The sequence below is a fragment of the Bartonella machadoae genome, from assembly GCF_022559585.1.
In the GTDB taxonomy this organism is placed as follows: Bacteria; Pseudomonadota; Alphaproteobacteria; order Rhizobiales; family Rhizobiaceae; genus Bartonella; species Bartonella machadoae.
This window is the reverse complement of the sequence record NZ_CP087114.1, coordinates 890492-909342: the sequence shown is the minus strand read 5'-3', so window position 1 is coordinate 909342 and position 18851 is coordinate 890492. Positions and strand designations below refer to the sequence as shown.

14 protein-coding genes and 2 pseudogenes are annotated in these 18851 nt (G+C 37.4%); 8 read left to right on the top strand and 8 right to left on the bottom strand.

From position 1 onward, the window contains the following. Positions 1-381 precede the first annotated feature (381 nt). The 7 genes from LNM86_RS04160 to LNM86_RS04130 all read right to left on the bottom strand — a co-directional run bounded on the left by LNM86_RS04160 (position 382) and on the right by LNM86_RS04130 (position 7394). Positions 382-915 carry a DUF6101 family protein gene (locus LNM86_RS04160; RefSeq protein WP_241438557.1) on the bottom strand — a complete coding sequence of 178 codons (534 nt, stop codon included), beginning with the start codon at positions 913-915 and terminating at the stop codon, positions 382-384. Between the two features lie 147 nt (positions 916-1062). Then, positions 1063-2472, bottom strand: a complete 1410-nt coding sequence (locus tag LNM86_RS04155; protein ID WP_241438556.1) for an FAD-binding oxidoreductase — start codon at positions 2470-2472, stop codon at positions 1063-1065. 2 nt (positions 2473-2474) lie between these two features. After that, the gene (locus LNM86_RS04150) at positions 2475-3437 is read right to left on the bottom strand and encodes an L-threonylcarbamoyladenylate synthase (protein ID WP_241438555.1); all 963 of its coding nucleotides are present in this window, start codon (positions 3435-3437) and stop codon (positions 2475-2477) included. After that, a complete protein-coding gene (gene rnhB / locus LNM86_RS04145; RefSeq protein WP_241438554.1) occupies positions 3434-4075 on the bottom strand; it encodes a ribonuclease HII in 642 nt (213 codons plus the stop codon). Before rnhB ends, LNM86_RS04150 begins: the two co-directional genes overlap by 4 nt. A 305-nt stretch (positions 4076-4380) precedes the next feature. Then, positions 4381-5289, bottom strand: a complete 909-nt coding sequence (locus LNM86_RS04140; RefSeq protein WP_241438553.1) for a 4-(cytidine 5'-diphospho)-2-C-methyl-D-erythritol kinase — start codon at positions 5287-5289, stop codon at positions 4381-4383. 250 nt (positions 5290-5539) lie between these two features. Next, positions 5540-6391, bottom strand: a complete 852-nt coding sequence (locus LNM86_RS04135; protein WP_241438552.1) for a S49 family peptidase — start codon at positions 6389-6391, stop codon at positions 5540-5542. A gap of 214 nt (positions 6392-6605) precedes the next feature. Continuing rightward, positions 6606-7394 carry a tRNA1(Val) (adenine(37)-N6)-methyltransferase gene (locus LNM86_RS04130; RefSeq protein WP_241438551.1) on the bottom strand — a complete coding sequence of 263 codons (789 nt, stop codon included), beginning with the start codon at positions 7392-7394 and terminating at the stop codon, positions 6606-6608. Between the two features lie 193 nt (positions 7395-7587). Between LNM86_RS04130 and LNM86_RS04125 the strand changes: the two genes are divergently transcribed. From LNM86_RS04125 to LNM86_RS04095, 7 genes are all read left to right on the top strand, one after another. Next, positions 7588-8664 carry a polyprenyl synthetase family protein gene (locus LNM86_RS04125; protein ID WP_241438550.1) on the top strand — a complete coding sequence of 359 codons (1077 nt, stop codon included), beginning with the start codon at positions 7588-7590 and terminating at the stop codon, positions 8662-8664. 94 nt (positions 8665-8758) lie between these two features. Then, the gene (locus LNM86_RS04120; RefSeq protein ID WP_241438549.1) at positions 8759-10453 is read left to right on the top strand and encodes a tetratricopeptide repeat protein; all 1695 of its coding nucleotides are present in this window, start codon (positions 8759-8761) and stop codon (positions 10451-10453) included. A gap of 95 nt (positions 10454-10548) precedes the next feature. Next, positions 10549-11493, top strand: a complete 945-nt coding sequence (locus tag LNM86_RS04115) for a glycine--tRNA ligase subunit alpha (RefSeq protein WP_241438548.1) — start codon at positions 10549-10551, stop codon at positions 11491-11493. Then, positions 11493-13715, top strand: a complete 2223-nt coding sequence (gene glyS, locus LNM86_RS04110; RefSeq protein WP_241438547.1) for a glycine--tRNA ligase subunit beta — start codon at positions 11493-11495, stop codon at positions 13713-13715. The genes LNM86_RS04115 and glyS overlap by 1 nt, the downstream gene beginning before the upstream one ends. Before the next feature lie 486 nt (positions 13716-14201). Continuing rightward, complete coding sequence (locus LNM86_RS04105; RefSeq protein WP_241438546.1) at positions 14202-14414, top strand: hypothetical protein; 213 nt, start codon at positions 14202-14204, stop codon at positions 14412-14414. Positions 14415-15013: 599 nt separating this feature from the next. Further along, positions 15014-16444: an exodeoxyribonuclease VII large subunit gene (gene xseA / locus LNM86_RS04100; protein ID WP_241438545.1), complete on the top strand. Its 1431-nt coding sequence runs from the start codon at positions 15014-15016 to the stop codon at positions 16442-16444. Further along, entirely contained in the window at positions 16422-17048 is a 627-nt protein-coding gene (locus tag LNM86_RS04095) for a DNA-3-methyladenine glycosylase I (RefSeq protein WP_241438544.1), read from the top strand. The genes xseA and LNM86_RS04095 overlap by 23 nt, the downstream gene beginning before the upstream one ends. Positions 17049-17509: 461 nt before the next feature. Here the strand turns inward: LNM86_RS04095 and LNM86_RS12850 are convergent. Beyond that, positions 17510-18518, bottom strand: a pseudogene (locus LNM86_RS12850) (tyrosine-type recombinase/integrase). Here LNM86_RS12850 and LNM86_RS04080 point away from each other — a divergent pair. After that, a pseudogene (locus LNM86_RS04080) lies at positions 18506-18781 on the top strand (Arm DNA-binding domain-containing protein); the annotation flags it as partial. The pseudogenes LNM86_RS12850 and LNM86_RS04080 overlap by 13 nt on opposite strands. Positions 18782-18851: the final 70 nt, after the last annotated feature.

Sequence of the window (18851 nt, the reverse complement as noted above, 5' to 3'; positions counted from 1 at the left end):
TTGAACAAACCTCATAGCGGGAATATAGCGTTTGCGATATATCTCTTTATAAATAATTTTTTGCTTATTCAGGCTTCAAGACAAGCATCATGTCCTATTATCTCTTTTGCATAAAAAAACGTGAAATTTTTTCTCTTATAACGATGCAATGCTTTCATAATCCGGCAAAAGCAAAATCTCCATTTGTTAATCAATGTGTTCCCATGATTGTTAAAGCCAATAGCGTAACTGCCTTGGCAAAAAATATTGTTGTAAAAATCACAAAGAAAGAAATATCTCACACAGCTGTTTACTACAAACTCACCTTGTCAAACAAAGCTCTCACTACGGTCAATAAAATACAATAAATTCATATAGCGAATAATAAAAAATGAACGCGCATCAATATGGTTGTAGGACAACTCGATTACCGATCACCAATCGTAAACCAAATGGATTGTTGTAACGGAGTAAAAAACGCTTTTGTTTAGAATGCAAGGTCGTATAAAGAAAATGGCGTAAATCAAAACGATCTCTGACAACCATAATGTGATTATCTTCATTAATCATAAGCATCGGAAGATCATAAGTATCTGACCATAATCGCCAATCTAGAAGAACATTATTTAAATCTCTAGAAACTAAAAGTGGTATACAAGTTTTCTTATCTGTATGAAGCAACTCTAATGTAACGGCTCTCTCACCTGAATACGTTTTTACAGTACGTGCTGCAATACCTTTGAAATGATAAGATGGTACTAAATGTGATAAGCTTGCAGGAGTATCCGTTTTAAAAAAAACACCGCGTTCATTCAACGAACAAATGATTTTATGACCCGTTTTTGATGAAAAATAGGTTGTTGTTTGTGGCAAATGGCACGGATCTAACCGAAATTCAAGCACCGCTTTTGCCTGATTAAAGCATTGATTAGCCATATACAGTGTCCCAATTTATTTTAACAATATACACTTTTTACCAGCTTTTTCTCATTGGACTATTAAAAGATTGAATAAAAAACAACAGGTTTCTTTTTTGGTTATTAAAATCTAAACAAAAAATGACAAAATTCATCCCTTTTTAAATTACAATATTTTTCCAGGATTCATAATTCCTAAAGGATCAAGCATTTTCTTAATCCCCTGCATAATATCCAATGCAACAGGTGACTTGAAAGCACGAAGCTCTTCACGCTTCAATTGACCAATTCCATGCTCAGCAGAAAAAGCACCCCGATAATTCATTACTAAGTTATGAATATGATGATTCATTTTTGACCATAACCTTAAAAATACTGCAGGATCAGCTCCCTCAGGTTGGGTTACATTATAATGCAAATTTCCATCCCCCATGTGACCAAAACAAACCACCCGCGCACCTGGAGAAATCTCTTCAACAATACGTGCTGCCTCAGTGATAAAATCAGGAATAGAGGCAAGGGGCACCGCAATATCATGTTTAATAGATCCTCCTGCTAACTTCTGTGCCGATGATATACTTTCACGCAATTGCCAAAAAAAATCTTGCTGCTTCAATGATTGTGCAACCACCGCATCCTCTATTACAGCATCCTTTAAAGATTCTTCTAAAAGAATACTAAGTACTGATAATGCCTCCCCATCACCCTGCAATGATGAAATATTGATTAACACATACCATTCATGCTCATGTTCAAGAGGGGATTTCTCACACATCTTATAATCTAAGGCCATTTTTAAACTGAGTTTGCCCATAAGTTCAAAACCCGTCAACATCCCCCCTCCATGACACTGAGCTAGGGAAAAAAACTCGAGAGCTCTTGCTGGATTATGCAAACCAACTAAAGCAACTGCCTTTCCTTTAGGTCTTGGAAAAAGTTTTAAAACAGCCGCTGTTATAATGCCTAAAGTGCCTTCAGCACCAATAAAAAAATTTTTCAAATCATAACCGCTATTGTCTTTCTTTACAAAACGCAAATCATCCAAAACACGGCCATCAGGTAAAACAACTTCTAAACCAAGACAAAGTTCACGCATATTGCCATAAGCTAAAACAGCTGTTCCTCCAGCATTAGAGGAAAGATTTCCTCCTATCTGGCAAGAGCCTTCTGAAGCTAACGAGAGAGGAAAAAAACGATCTGTTTCATCCAGTTTTTTATGTAAATCCTGTAAAATAACACCGGCCTCCACCACAGCAAAATTACCCTCAAGATTGATACATCTCACCTTGTTTAATCTTTCCATGGATAAAATGACACTCTTTCCACTCTCATCTGGTTGTTGAGCACCCACAAGACCTGTATTTCCTCCCTGAGGCACAATCGGTGTGTGTGTTTGGCTCGCTAGCCGCATAATGGATGATATTTCTGCGCTAGAAGAGGGACGTAACAGTAGTGGTGCTTTTCCATGAAAGAGACCGCGTTCTTCACGCAGATAGGGGGCAATCAACGTCTGATCTGTTATAGCGTGCGCCGCACCAACAATGCTTCTAAATCTTTCAATTAATTTCTGCTCCATTTTCATTTCTCCCTTGGAGCCGCTGCACGTATGAGACGATCGTTAATAGCCTCCCCTAATCCATATGATGGAATAGGTTCTACAGCAATCGATCTCACCTTCAATGAATCCAATTTCCTCAAATATTGAAATAAATGAGAGGCTGCTTCTTCTAATTGTCCACTCTCACTAAGATTTAAAATAGAAACTGCATTTTCAAAACCCATCATACGTTTGGGACCAAATGCTAAAAGTGCTTCACCATTTTCCACTTTCTGTACATTCAAACGAATTGCAGCATCAGGCGCATAATGGGATTTTAACATCCCTGGAGCCTCAATCGCAGCACGTTGTTCCATGCGTTTCAGAGACTTTCCCGAAACTTTTTCAATCTCTTCAGTGGCAAGCCCCCCTGGACGCAAAAGATAAATACTTTCACCACAAACTTTAATAATTGTTGATTCGAGTCCTATTTTAGAAGGTCCTCCATCAAGTATCAAAGGAACAGCCCCCCCTAAAGATGCCAATACAGCTTCAGCTGAAGTGGGACTAAGACGCCCAAATTCATTCGCACTAGGGGCTGCAAGAGGACGACCAAAATGGTGTACAACTTCTGCAAAACGACTATCTGGAAAACGAACAGCCAATGTCTTTAAACCAGAAGTAGTCAAAGGGTGGATATTATGCTGACTCTTTAAAGGTAAAACGAATGTCAATGGTCCTGGCCAAAATGCCTCCATCAATCGTCGTGAAAGAACATCAATTTCAACGTAGCGCTCCGCCATGTCTATACCGCTTACATGAGCAATAAGAGGATTAAATTGTGGTCGCTTCTTTGTTGCAAAAATAGAAGAGACTGCTCTTCCATTGGTTGCATCTCCCGCCAATCCATAAACAGTTTCCGTTGGTAGGGCGACCAACCTCCCCTGTTCCAGAAAGGCAACGGCATCCTTTATCGAAGCGCTATTGAGAGGCAGAATTGTCATGATTTATCATCCCTATAGCGCCCTTTAAGGGGTGCAAAACTATAACGATGTAATCTCATAACGGGTCCATATTTATCAAGAGCTTCACGATGTGCTAGTGTTGCATAGCCTACATGCTTCTCTAAACCATAATTTTTATACACTTGCCCTGCACATTCCATCATCTGATCTCGTGTTACTTTAGCAAGAATAGATGCTGCTGCAATTGAAGCCGAACGTTGATCACCTTTAATCAAAGCGGTCGCTGGACATGGTAACTCAGAGGGAACATCACGTCCATCAACCAGCGCATAGTGGACTGGAATTGCCAGTCCTGCAATACAGCGGCGCATCGCTTCTAAAGTTGCTTTTCTAATATTAGACTGATCAATCGTACGGGCGCAAAGACTAGCAAACGAAATCGCTAATGCATTTTGCAAAATATCATTATACAATTTTTTTCGTTGTAGAGTGGAAAGTTTTTTTGAATCATTCAACCCTTCAGGAATACGATCTTTATCCAAAATGACGGCTGCTGTTACCACAGGTCCAGCAAGTGGTCCACGTCCTACTTCATCAACACCGGCTATATGGAAAAACCCCTGTTTCTGCAAATCCAATTCATATGAAAAATTTGGCTGAAGTGGTAAATTAAACATTTTTGATAATTACAAATATAATGAAAGACATATCCGTTTTTGCAGAGGGACTTTTTTCCACAAACTCTATAGTGGAAATTGCTCGCCAAACACCCTCATGAACTCTTGCATAAACACAAAAATAAAAAAACGCAATCATGAAGCTTTCTGCACGGCTCTTTATTATCTCTAGTAAAATATTATCCTAGCAAGTCCCTACCTTTAATCTAGAGAATAGAAAAACTCTCATTCTCTTGCTTAATCGCTCTATTATATACATAATAGAATCGTTACCAAGTATAATCTTTTACCTACATCTTTATTTCTCAAATTTTTCCCAAAGTCATGATTGGTTTCACAAACCAACTTGGATGTAGCGATTTAATAAAAAGAGCTGCCTTTTGAGCGGCTTGCTGGTCTTTAAAAATACCAAAACAAGTTGCCCCTGTTCCAGACATACGAGAAAACAGAGAGCCACACTCATCTAATAGAGATAACACTTGTATTAATTGCGGTGCAATTTTTAATGCAGGAAGAAAAAGATCATTACGCGTTTCTTGTAAAGCGTCAACTAATGAATAAACCGACTTTAGAGCTGCTGGATCAATTTTCAAGGAAGGATGATCATGCTTTTCCAAAGCCTTAAAAGCAGCTTTCGTTGAAATTTGTTGTCCATGATTCACTAATACCATTGCAAGAGAACAAGCTTCTGGAAGTGGTATAATATCTTGACCAATTCCCTGCACAAAAAGCGGCTGCTGATATTCTAATGCCAAAAGACACATTGGCACATCTGCACCAAGAACTAAGCTCATTTGTGCTAATTTTTCACAAGAATAATCAAGATTCCATTGTTGACGCAACATGCTTATAACACCGGCCGCATCACCTGAACCACCACCAATACCTGAAGCAATAGGCAACGTTTTAATCAACCGAAAAAAAGAAGGCTTCGCATTTCTAGGAAATGTGTTGCGCATAAAATCGCGTGCACGAATAACTAAATTATCCGCATCAGAAACAAGCTTACTTGCAAACGGTCCCTCTAAAAAAAAGCGATCACTTTCACACGGAGCATAACCTAGACAATCACCACTCAGACTAAAATAGACCAAACTTTCTATTAAATGATAACCATCAGCACGCTGTCCAACGACATGCAAAGTTAAATTCAACTTAATGGGTGTAAATATATAAGGACACCCCTTAAATGAAGTCTGCGTACCCGACATCATCTAATGTAATATTCACCTGTACAGGAACTCTTTACCAATAGACCCATTTTCATCATGCTTGGTTTAGACTCTTTAGTCCTTTTCTCCTTGTAATGCCTTCTGCAATCCTTTTCTAAACAAATAATAGACACAGAAAACTCCATAAAAAGTCAACTAAACGCCTCTCTTCATATCATTTTAACTCTTTTTTACAACTGTTTCTCGATAAAACTATTCTCTTCCTTGAAGCTTTATCGAATTGTACGCCCAATTACAAACCATAACGTTGCCAAAGCGCACGTTCTTGTACTGCTACAAATGCACTATCAACTGCTGTATAAACTGCGTGTGCACTCACCCCTGAAGGAACTTTAGGTCCTAAAAGACTCTTTGGAGGCGTAATTAATCGCAACCTAGTATTATCGCCAAACCGCTCCTTAATAACAGAACGTATATCATTCAATCCATCAATAAGTCCAAGCTCAACGCTTTTCTTTCCACTCCAAAACATCCCTGTAAAAATATCTGGATTATCTGATAACTTCTCTCCACGTCGCTCTTTAACCAAATCAATAAACGTTTGGTGAACTTCGAGTTGCAAAGATTTCAAATGCTCAACATCTGCCTTCTTTTCAGGCTGAAATGGATCTAACGTAACCTTGTTCTTTCCTGCTGTGTAAACACGCCGTTCAACACCAATCTTCTTCAAAAGCTCAGGAAAACCAAAGGATTGAGAAACAACTCCTATAGAACCAACAATTGAAGAAGGATCAGCAAAAATCTCATCTCCCGCGCAAGCAATCATATAGCCACCTGATGCCGCTACATCTTCAACAAAAACAAGAACTTGTTTCTTTTTTTCCTCTGCTAAATCACGAATACGCTTGAAAATAAAGCGTGATTGCACAGGTGATCCACCAGGAGAGTTGATAAGAAGTGCAATAGCTGGAGCTCTTTTGTTCGCAAAAGCCTTGTCTAAAAGATTGGCGCATCTAACCAATGAAAGCGAACGTGCTATTGGACTTGTTGAATCCATAATTGCCCCATGAAGACGTACCACAGGAATTTCAAGTTCATTAGAATAAAAACGACGTGGAATAAGATTCTTGATACAGCTCACCAAAATAAACTTCCTTTAATAAGTTAGTAGAAACTAAAGAAACAAGAGCAAATAAAAGGAAAAATATAACTGAAAAAAAAGCGAGTACATAAGTCCAAATTGCAGACCAAAAAGAAATTTCATCCACAATTAAACCTCCTTTTAAAGCAGAATTAAATCTCCTTTTTAAAAGATTTAATTTGATTTTAAATAATAAATTGGAAAATACAAGATATTATTAAAAATTTTCCCACAAGCTTATACGCCCATTATTAATCGCATCAATGCGCGGTGAAAAAGTGTGATCATTCCCTTCATGCATAACCAATGCTGGTAATATGGATAAAGCCGCTTTACTTCCTCGTTTTGCATAAAGTAAAATACGCATTGCTGCCGTTGTTTTACGTGCATGAACAGGGATTATACAGGTACCACCAAAGCGTCCTTCCAAAGCGTGCAAGATATCATTTAGCGATTGTGGACGTGCAATTAACCCTAGATATCCACCTGGTTTAACAATCGCTGCTGCACTTCGTAACCAATGATCAAACATTGATTCAGACATAACATGTGCTTCCAACTTTTGTTTATCAGGTGTTTTGCGATCTATAGGATTGTTAAAAGGGGGATTCATAATCGCGAAATCAAAAAAATTATCTATCAAGCCCGCTTTTAAGCGATTCTTACCTTTTAAAGTAATATCTGCTTCTAATAAACAAATTCTCTCAGCAAGTTTTTCATTTTGTTTTAACATAAGCGTTTTTTGTGCATAGGATGCCATAAAAGCGGATCTTTCAACCAATGTCACATGAACTTTCAGACAACGCGAAGCAACTGCCAATCCCGCAGCACCAGCACCAGCACCTAAATCAACAACCTTCCCTTTTAAATTATTGGGAACCAAACTGGCTAATAACATAGCGTCCATGCCAGAACGATGGCCATATTTACGTGGCTGAACCAAATAAAATTTTCCGCGATGAAAACTATCAATTGTGTCATCACTCTGATTCGTTATTTCATCCATTTAAAAATCTAATGTTTCTGTTTATAATGACAATTTTTCCTATTAACTGCTGTTTAAACAAAAATGCTGCAAATTTTCCTTACAACTTCATAACAAAATTACATAGGCTTTTCAAAATATCCCTTATAGATACCATCCAAAACTTCCACTCCAAAGCAACATCAAAAGCTTGTGTCAAAGTAAAAGCCTCTTTATGCTAGGAGGCAAAATAAAATTCATCTCTTTTAATTGCAATACTCTAGGAGTAAACACATTGAGCGTAGCTGCAAAACCAAATCAGACAGAAAACAATCAAAACTCTCTCCAATCCCTCATCAATCTTACCCAATATGATATGGAGCAGGTCAATCAACTCATTCTTTCTATGGCAAAATCAGAAGTTGAAATGATCCCTGAAATTTCCAACCACCTTATTGCATCGGGTGGGAAACGGTTACGCCCGATGATTACATTAGCTTCCGCTCATATGTTTGGTTACCAAGGTGATGGGCACATAAGACTTGCAACAGCTGTTGAATTTATGCATACAGCAACCTTATTACATGATGACGTGGTTGATGAAAGCAATTTACGACGCGGAAAATCTACTGCACGAATGATTTGGGGAAATCAAGCAAGCGTACTCGTTGGTGATTTTCTTTTAGGACAAGCTTTTAAAATGATGGTTGAGGTTGGTTCTATAAAGGCACTTTCTGTTCTAGCAAACGCTGCTGCTGTTATTGCTGAGGGAGAAGTTATGCAACTTTCTGCTGCAAAAAATATAGAGACCTGCGCTTCTGACTATCTCAAAATCATTAATGCAAAAACAGCAGCACTTTTTTCAGCTGCTGCTGAAGTAGGACCCATTATTGCTGGCTATAGAGAAAAAGAATGCTCTGTATTGCGTGAATATGGAACATTGTTAGGCCTTGCTTTCCAATTGATTGATGATGCACTTGATTATAGTGGTACGGCCCAACATTTGGGAAAAAATATAGGTGATGATTTTAGAGAAGGGAAAATTACAATGCCTGTTATCCTCGCATATGCACGTAGTAACGCGGTAGAAAAGGCATTTTGGAAACAAGCTCTTGAAAATGGAAAAACCGACGATGAAGCCTTTGCTCACGCACAACATTTAGTAGAAAAATATGATAGCCTCACGGATACAATAGAGCAAGCACGCATCTATGGTAAGCGCGCAATCGATGCTCTTGCTTTGATAAATAAAAGCCCTGCTCGCAATGCTCTCATTGAAACCGTTGATTTTTGTATTGCGCGTGTAAACTGATTCTTTACAAGAATCTTAATATTTTTCAACAAAGTAATCGGATATGATCTATAAACCATACAATCGATTGATTATCTTGAAAAGGATTAGCTCTATGTGCGGTACAATAGTATCCCGCTTTTTTACTCTCTTTATCGTCGGAATCATGCTGATGCCAGCAATTACCTACAGTAAAACGAAGTCCTCAACAAAGACAACATCCTTTACAGGCGCTTATCTCGCTGGAAGGATCGCAAATCGCGAAAATAAAACAAATCTTGCCATCAATTATTTTAAACAAGCACTCGTTTATAAACCTGATAGTATCGAAACACAAAAAGAGCTCCTTGAATCCTTTCTCTCAGTGGGTGCCTTCAAAGAAGCTGTTCAACAAGCCAAAAAACTTAAAGAGCAAGGTATCATAACACCCTTTGTTTCCTTGACTCTGTCGATAGAAAGCCTCATTAAAAAAGACTACGAGAATGCCAAGCTTCTTCTACAATTAAAAACACCTGCTGCTAGTAACAATCCCATACCTGAACTTATCGGAGCTTGGGCTGCATTCGGAGCTGGGCAACGATCTCAAGCAATCGCTGATCTTGAAAAAGTTCAAGGACCTGCTTGGTATGAACTTTTTATACGCTACCATCTTGCACTTATGAGTGATTTAGCAAAACGCACGCAGGATGCAAAAAAATATTTTACTCAAGCTCTCAATAACCGCCAAGGTATTGCCATAGCTCCTAATACTTATGAACGTGTTATCATAGCATATGCCTCATTCCAATTGCGTCACAAAATGCGTAACCAAGCTCTTCAAACTCTTAAACTCGGCGAACAAATGTTGCAAGGTCGAGAAACACTCAAAAACATCCGAGAAAAAGTTGAAAAAGGTGCTTCCCTAGAAAGATTCATTCAAACACCACAACAAGGAGCGGGTGAAGTATTGTATAACTTTGGTACTGCTTTGAATCACAAAAACTCCGGACATATTGCACGTATTTTCAAACAGTTATCTTTAACCCTCTATCCTCAAAATGATGCAATATTGTTTCAACTCGCTAATATTTCTGCCAAACTGGATGATGTTAATCAAGCAATTAAGCTTTATCAGGCTTTATCACCTAGTTCCCCTTATTATAGAATCGGGCAGTTACGGCTTGCATTTATTCTTACAAATAACAATAAGCACAATGAAGCCATCAAATTACTTAGCGCATTAAACAGAAAATTCCCCAAAGATCGCCATATTTTGATAACGTTAGCTGCTGTTTATATGCAAGAAAATAAGTTTGCTGAAGCTGCTAGGAGTATGGATCATGCTATTACACAAATAAAAGATTTTCAACGTGATGATTGGAAACTCTTTTATCAACGTGGTATCGCTTTTGAGCGTCTAAAGCAATGGCAAAAAGCCGAAGTTGATTTACGAAAAGCGCTTGAATTCGTTCCCAATCAGCCTGAGATTCTTAATTATTTGGGCTATTCACTTGTTGAACGTGATCAAAAGCTTGAAGAAGCGTTCCATATGCTACAAAAGGCTTCCGCATTACAACCTCAAAATAGTCATATCCTCGATTCTCTAGGGTGGGCTTATTACAAACTGAAGCAATATAACCAAGCTGCTCAAATATTGGAAACAGCTGTCAAATTGCAACCTGAAGATCCAACATTAAATGATCATTTAGGCGATGCTTATTGGCAAATTGGACGCAAACGTGAGGCAATATTTCAATGGAATCACGCAATTGATGGAGAAGCAGAAAATTCTAAACAAATCCAAAAAAAACTGAAATTTGGTTTACAATAAAGGACAATACTTGACCATAACCCTATGAAACAATAGAAAGTATTAAGTCCTTTTGATTGCTGTCTATTTGTTAAAATATTAAAAGAGTATAAAGCGTGAAACTTCCTGAACACCTCAATCCAAAATATTCTTTTCAAGGACTTATCTTAACGCTGCAAAATTATTGGGCGCATTATGGATGCGCAATTTTGCAACCTTATGATATGGAAGTTGGAGCTGGAACTTTTCATCCCTCTACAACACTGCGCTCACTGGGGCCGCGCCCTTGGAAAGTTGCTTACGTCCAACCCTCTAGACGCCCAACAGATGGACGGTATGGTAAAAATCCAAATCGTTTACAGCACTATTATCAATTCCAAGTGCTTATCAAACCCTCTCCTCCCAATTTACAAGAGCTTTATATCAATTCGCTACAAGCTATCGGTCTTGATACAAAGCTTCACGATATTCGCTTTGTTGAAGATGATTGGGAAAGCCCTACCCTCGGGGCTTGGGGGCTTGGGTGGGAGTGCTGGTGTGACGGAATGGAAATCTCTCAATTTACTTATTTTCAGCAGGTTTGTGGTATCGAATGTGCTCCAGTTTCAGGAGAACTCACTTATGGGCTTGAGCGTCTCGCAATGTATATACAGGGTGTTGATAACGTCTATGATCTTAACTTTAATGGTTTAGATGGCGAAAATAAAATAAGTTATGGAGATGTTTTTTTACAAACAGAACAAGAATATTCATATTACAATTTCGAATTTGCTGATACGAAACTGCTACACCAACATTTTATCGATGCAGAACGCGAATGCATTGCACTTCTTGAAGCTGGGAAACCAAATAAAGAAAATGTTTTTCATCGATGCGTTTTCCCAGCTTATGACCAATGTATTAAAGCAAGTCATATTTTTAATCTTTTACAAGCACGTGGTGTTATCTCTGTAACTGAGAGACAAAGTTATATTCTTCGCGTTCGCGATCTTGCACGCCGTTGTGGAGAAGCTTTCTTACATACAGAAGCTGGTCAAATCACACTAAAGGAAAAAGTCTAATGTCTGATCTTCTTCTTGAACTTTTCAGTGAAGAAATCCCTGCACGCATGCAACGAAAAGCGGCTGCTGATCTCAAAAAAAGCCTTACGGATCAACTTGTAAAAGCAGGCTTAACTTATAGAGCTGCTAAGGAATATTGGACACCTCGTCGTCTAACATTAGACATACGCGGTCTTTCTCTATGTTCAAAAGATGTCCATGAAGAACGTAGAGGCCCCAGTACAAAATCACCACAGCATGTCATTGATGGCTTCCTACGCTCAACAGGATTAAGCGATATTTCTGAAGCAGATATTGCACATGATAGTAAAAAAGGTGATTTTTATATCGCTAAAATCATCAAAAAAGGTCGCAATGCGGAAGCAATTATTGCGGATATTTTACCAGATATTATTTGCAACTTTCCTTGGCCAAAATCTATGCGTTGGGGCAAGGATTCAGCAAAAAGTGGTGCTTTGAAATGGATTCGATCTTTACAAAACATTCTTTGCATCTTTGGACCAGAAATTGGTGAAACACATGTCATTCCGTTTACCATCGGTTCTCTCAAAAGCAATAATCTAACCTATGGTCATCGTTTCTTAAGCGACGGAAACCCTCTTCAAATCCGCCGCTTCGAGGATTATATCACCAAGCTTGAAGCCCATAAAGTTATTCTTGACGCGGAAAGGCGAAAGAATATCATTTTGGCTGATGCTCAAAACCTTTGCTTTGCTAATGGTTTAGAACTGGTTCAAGATAACGCTCTTTTAGAAGAAGTTGTGGGACTCGTCGAATGGCCTGTTGTCCTTATGAGCGATTTTGATCAATCTTTTCTTGACATTCCCCCAGAAATTATTCGTTTGACCATTCGAGCGCATCAGAAGTGTTTTGTAACGCGTAAACAAGGCGATAAGGTCGAACTCTCTCATCATTTTATTCTTGTTTCTAATGTCCTTGCAAGTGATGAAGGCAAAGAAATTACGAAAGGAAACAGTAAAGTTGTCTGTGCTCGCCTTTCCGATGCACTTTATTTTTGGCAAACAGACCAACATGATTTACCCGATATTAAGCATTTAGAATCTTCGGCAAAAAAATTTGATCTTGATTTAAAAAAGCCTCTCGATCAAAGAATGGCACGATTGGATCATTTAAATGTAACCTTCCATGCAAAATTAGGTACACAAGGTGCAAGAGTAGAACGCATCGCTGCTTTAGCACAAAAAATTGCTCCTTTAGTGGGAGCGGATTTGCTTTTAGCTAAACGTGCCGCAGTGCTCGCAAAGGCTGATTTGCAAACAGAAATTGTCGGAGAGTTTCCTGAACTCCAAGGACTCATGGGAAAAAAATATGCCCTTCTTCAAGAAGAAAATCCCCGCGTAGCTGAAGCAATTGAAGATCATTATAAACCTCTAGGACCAACAGATCGTATTCCACAAGAACCTCTTGCTATAACAATTGCACTGGCTGATAAAATTGATATGCTCGTTGGTTTTTGGCTCATTAATGAAAAACCTACAAGTTCCAAAGACCCTTATGCATTAAGACGAGCAGCATTAGGAATTATTAGACTTGTTCTTTTGCGTGACTGGAAAATTAATCTCATACCCCTGTTTCATTTGGCAGCAAATCTTTTCTTGCAACAAAAAAATAAATATGAAGAATCGCAAAGAGAAAATACGCAATCACAGAATCTACTTCTAGAAAAAACAGAATATATTTTATCAGATCTGTTGGTTTTTTTTCATGAACGTTTAAAAATCTATTTAAAAGAGGAAGGTGCCCGTTATGATGCTATTGAAGCAGTCTTAAATAAAGATTCTGATGACTTTTTATCAGTCGCACGTCGCGTCGAAGCACTGATTTCTTTTATCAATACAAATGAAGGAAACAATTTTTTATCTGCTGTAAAACGTACTGTAAACATTCTTGAGAATGAATCACAAAAAGAGACAATAATAGCAAATGAAATTAACCCTGAACTTTTTATTGAAACAGAAGAAAAACAACTTTATCAAGAAATCATTGAAAGAGAGAATAAGATACCTCAACATATCACTGCTACAGATTTATCAAATGTACTCAGTATACTCTCCCCACTCGGAAAATTTATCGATACATTTTTCGAAAAAGTGTTGGTGAATGACAAAAATCCCAATATTCGTATGAACCGTCTTGCTCTTCTCAAACATATTCATACCATTACAGCAAAAGTAGCAGATTTCTCAAAACTTGTTATCTAAAGCCTATACATAAAAAAATGATATTAAATTTTTGTGAGATCTTCGTAAAATTTCAATAAGTAGAAAATATGAATAAAAAACTAAAGGGCTTTTCTCTTGAGTATCTGCGCATTCCTAAACTTGGCATTTCCTCTGAGAAACAATAAAGTTTGAGATCATGAACCTTTCTTTGAAAGCTATCAAGATATAGCTCTTAAAAATAATTTGAATGCGATAAAAAATCATATCAAATATTTTAGACAAAAAATATATTATGATCGCCTAGTTTAAAGCTAATTTATGCGTATTTCATAGAGAAAAAATAGCTTTAACTCTTATACAATTACAAGATTGAAAATATAAAATTAAGCATATCTAAAATAACTTACAAACTTTTTAAATACGGTGATATTCTATCGTCTTCTTGCCAATCATCTGCTCATAACATTATAAAGAAATGCATTATTCACACTACAGGTAAATCGCATCTAAGAAAAGAGAATAGATATGGCACCTCGCCCCGCCGCTATAACACAACCAGCTATTGCACGCGCCTTAAGAGAAGCAAAAAAACAAGGATGCGAATTAATAGAAATAAAGCCTACAGGTGAAATCCTCATCTACCTCAAATCCGATATTCCAATACCAAACTCAGCAACACAGGCTGATAACATTTGGAATTCATTAGACAATAAATATGACCTTGATATCGTTTTATAGGCCTCGCCATACCAAGCCGGCACCATCATACTATTTGCCAGCCCCCAATGTTGCGACAGTCCTTAGTATTGAGACGATTCATAAGAGGCATTTTTACTCCTTTCTAAATGTTTTCTATCCACACGTTAATCCCACTTGTGACGTGCAAAGGGATAATTGTGATTGATTCAACATAAGCAGGTTTGAAATGAGAGAATCTTAAGATATTCGGGTCTCTCATTCAATATGCAAAATGATAAATTATCATTATAAATCAATATGTTGTATTTTGTAGGTGATGGATTGATATGTCGTGTAAAGAGTATCATTTCAAGCATTCTCTTTTAGAAAAAGATTTTATCTTGATTAAAGATTTTTTGTATGAGTGTTCAGATTGAATATTTCAATTGTTGTTAAGATTCTTTTATAGGATAGAATAATGCTCTATGAATTTTTATCCAATAGCTTCACGTCTTATTTACAATTCTGATAATCGGTTTAAGGCTAAAAGTACAGATATCTCAGTTAGTCCCATAGATTTTGAATAAAAATATAAATTAACGCGTTAAAGATGCTATATTTCAAAAAGATTCACAAAAAAGAGCGTAAAGAATTGAAAAATGGTAAGTTTGTTTGATGAAAAAACAAGTGCAACGAATGTAGCAGAATTTACTGTTTCAGAAATAGCAGGGGCTTTAAAGCGTGTTGTTGAAGAGAAGTTTGGTTATGTTCGGGTGCGGGGAGAGATATCAGGTTACCGCGGTCCTCATGCTTCGGGTCATGCTTACTTTGCCTTAAAAGATGATAAGGCACGGTTAGAGGCTGTTGTTTGGCGTGGATTCATGGAAATGCTCAAATTTCCCCCTGAAGAAGGGATGGAAGTTATCGCTGTTGGCAAACTGACAACTTATCCAGGATCATCTAAATATCAAATTGTCATTGAAGCACTCGAACCAACGGGAGTTGGTGCTTTGATGACACTCCTAGAAAATCGCAAGAAGAAGCTTGCGGCTGAAGGTTTATTTGACGAAGCTAAAAAGAAACCTTTGCCTTATATGCCGCGAGTTATAGGTGTTGTGACATCGCCAACAGGTGCTGTTATTCGTGATATTATCCATCGTATATCAGATCGTTTTCCATTGCACATTTTAGTTTGGCCTGTTCGTGTTCAAGGGGAAACAAGCGGGCGTGAAGTGGCTGCTGCTGTTGAAGGTTTTAATGCGCTTCCTTTAGGAGGACTTGTCCCAAGACCTGATCTTATTATTGTTGCACGAGGTGGAGGAAGTTTAGAAGATTTATGGGGGTTTAATGATGAATCTGTTGTTCGTGCTGTTTACGGATCTACTCTTCCGGTGATCTCTGCTGTTGGGCATGAAACGGATTGGACATTGATTGATTATGTTGCGGATTGGCGTGCTCCAACTCCTACAGGAGCAGCAGAAAAGGCTGTTCCCGTCAAGCTTGATCTCGAAGTGTATGTGGCCTCTCTTGGTGCACGTTTACGCAAGGGACTTGCGCGTTATTTTGATTTTTATCAACAAAAATTGCATGCGATTATACGTGCTCTTCCAACTTCTGACCAACTTTTTGCTTTACCGCGGCGTGGTTTTGATGAAGTTTCAAGTCGATTACAGCGTGCTCTTTGTGTGAGTTATGATAAAAAATGTTTTTATTTTCATGCACTTGCTGTTCGTTTTGCACCGCGTTTGCTGAATACTGACAAAGCACAGCGCAATACAAAGGAATATACTATGCGTCTTCATCGTGCTTTTATGCGCAATGTGGAAAAACAACGTGCTGAACTAGAGGTAGCATCTAGGCTTTTAAAAAGCACTTCGTATCAGAGTATTTTAGAGCGTGGTTTTGTTTTGGCTTTGGGACAAGAGAATAAGCCCATTAAACGATTGGTTCAGATTCCTGAAACAGGACAAATCAAATTACGCTTTTTTGATGGTGAAATTAGTGTTTTAACGCATGATCCTGCTATCAACCGCTCTTCAAAGTCTAAACGCTTAAAGTCGAATCAAGATGATCAAGGAACACTCTTTTAGTATGCCAAACGTTATGCTTGATGAAGGGCTTCTCATGGGAGCGGATGGAAAAGTTCGTTGTTCATGGGCTGGGACTGACCCGCTTTATTGTGCTTATCATGATAATGAATGGGGAAAGCCTGTTTTTGAAGACCGTCGTTTATTTGAAAAAATTTGTCTTGAAGGTTTTCAGGCAGGACTCTCTTGGCTGACAATTTTAAAAAAACTTTCTTCTTTTCGAGATGCATTCGATCACTTTGATTTTGAAAAAATCATTCATTATGATGAAGCGAAAGTGCAAATATTGTTACAGAATAAAGGAATCATTCGTCATCAAGGAAAAATTCGGTCGGTGCTTAATAATGCGTTGAGAACACAAGAAATTGTTACAGAATGGGGAAGTTTGTCTCACTATTTTTGGTCTTTTCAACCACCACACTCGGAGCGTTATGAAAAGATAGATTTTCAAACGCTGTTGGCTCATCCTATAACACCGGCTTCTCTGCGGCTTTCTAAGGATTTGAAGCGACGTGGCTGGACATTTGTTGGTCCTACAATCTGTTATGCTTTTATGCAATCTGTAGGGATTGTTAATGATCATATTGAAGGGTGTTTTTTTCGGTAAATTTGCAAAACTCTCTTTGCTGAAGAAATATTGCTCAATAACACAAATAAAAGGTCTTGAAATGGTCTTTTCTTGTTTTTATTGGATCATCATTTCTGAGATAGTATAGAATGCATTTGAATAGCTATAGTAATTTGAGAAATATGAAGAAAAAGAAGCGAAATAATTTTTTAAGAATTTTATTATTTTTTCCTGAAAACATTATTGAAACAATTTACAGCATTGGTTCTGTTTAATATTTTTATATTAATATAGTCGTTATAATAATGCACATAATAACATTTTTGTGATCATTATATAAACATTTTTCAACATAGAATTACTATCGTATTGGTCTGTTTTTGTATCCAATATATAAATTTATAGAATGACTTTGAAAGAATAAAGTAAATAAAATCAAAGCGTTATATATATAAGTCCTTTGTTGGTTGTTATTTCTATTACGTTGTTTCTCCTATTCCTCACTTTTTTATAGCTTCAAGGGCAAGGTTTTTACGATCTGCACTCTTTATATTAAGAGATGCTATGTTGTTATCTCTCTATCCAAAAAGTGCTTTCAATTGTAAGGCCGTTGTACTGGAATGAGCAACACATGTTGCTACTCATTTTTTTCAAACCATATGCTGTTTTATTGATTTTCGCCGTATGACAAGCCTTACGAAAGAGATTGCCAAAACTTTCTAAACGAACTTATTTCCATTTCCTCTACGAGTAAATATTTTCTTTCCAGTGGACCAATCTTAAAGGTTTCTGCTAATTTTAGTAAAATAGGAAGAAAAATATCTGTTTAGAATTTACTTTTCTCTGTTTTGAGATGAACGATATTCTCTTAGATATCTTTCCAATCAATTCGTACCATATCACTACGACGCAAACCCGTGTAAAGAAGAACATCAATCTAGACGCGTTCATGGGTACCATGTGATCAAGAGTAATAATACTTTTCAATATCTTCTTCTGTCCAAATGGCAAACTCCTCTTTGTTATTGAAAGCTGGTCTTTTTACTCCTACGATTGGATTGTTTTCTAAAAGACCTTGGTCAATTGCCCAATTAAAAAGGCCATTCAGTGCTTTTAGAAAATTTTTAGTCATTGCCGGTTGTTTTTTACGCCGTTCAATCCAGCTATGATATGTTTCTTTATATGGAATATTCCTTATTGAATCGCATAGTTTCATAAGAATGCGTTCTCTTTATCTTTTCGTACTTTTAGCGATGCTATATCAAAAAATACTATTACAATGTTTGATAAGTTATGCAAAGGAACCTTCAACAAGTTTCCTTAGCTTAGATTTAGAAAGTATCAGTCCTTGTAATTGGGCAAGTGCGTTTTTGTAATTGTCAACAAATTCTTGTATTTCATAGGTTCCTCGTACTCTAATACGTTCTCCATGACCAATACGCACATACCACCGATTTTTTTATATTTGGTAATTTGTTTAACAAGATGAGGGGGGCGTGGTTTTGGTATTTCATAAGCGTAAAGATGGTGGTGCTCAATGGGTTTTACGCTATACCATTCACGGGCGGCGTCGTGAAATAGGCTTGGGGACTTTAAGAGATGTCTCTTTAAAACAAGCCCGTGAATTGACAACTGGGTGGCGCTCTGTTTTGCATGATGGGTGTGACCCCATTAAAGAACGTGAGAAACAAAAACATGAGGCAATGCGCAACCTACATTATTTAAAAGATATTACTTTAGATACTTTTGAAACTCGTAAAGCTGAATTAAAACTCAACGTATTGCAAAGTTCTTAAACCCTTTGCAATACGTCAAATAGATTATGATTATAGTTTTTTGTAT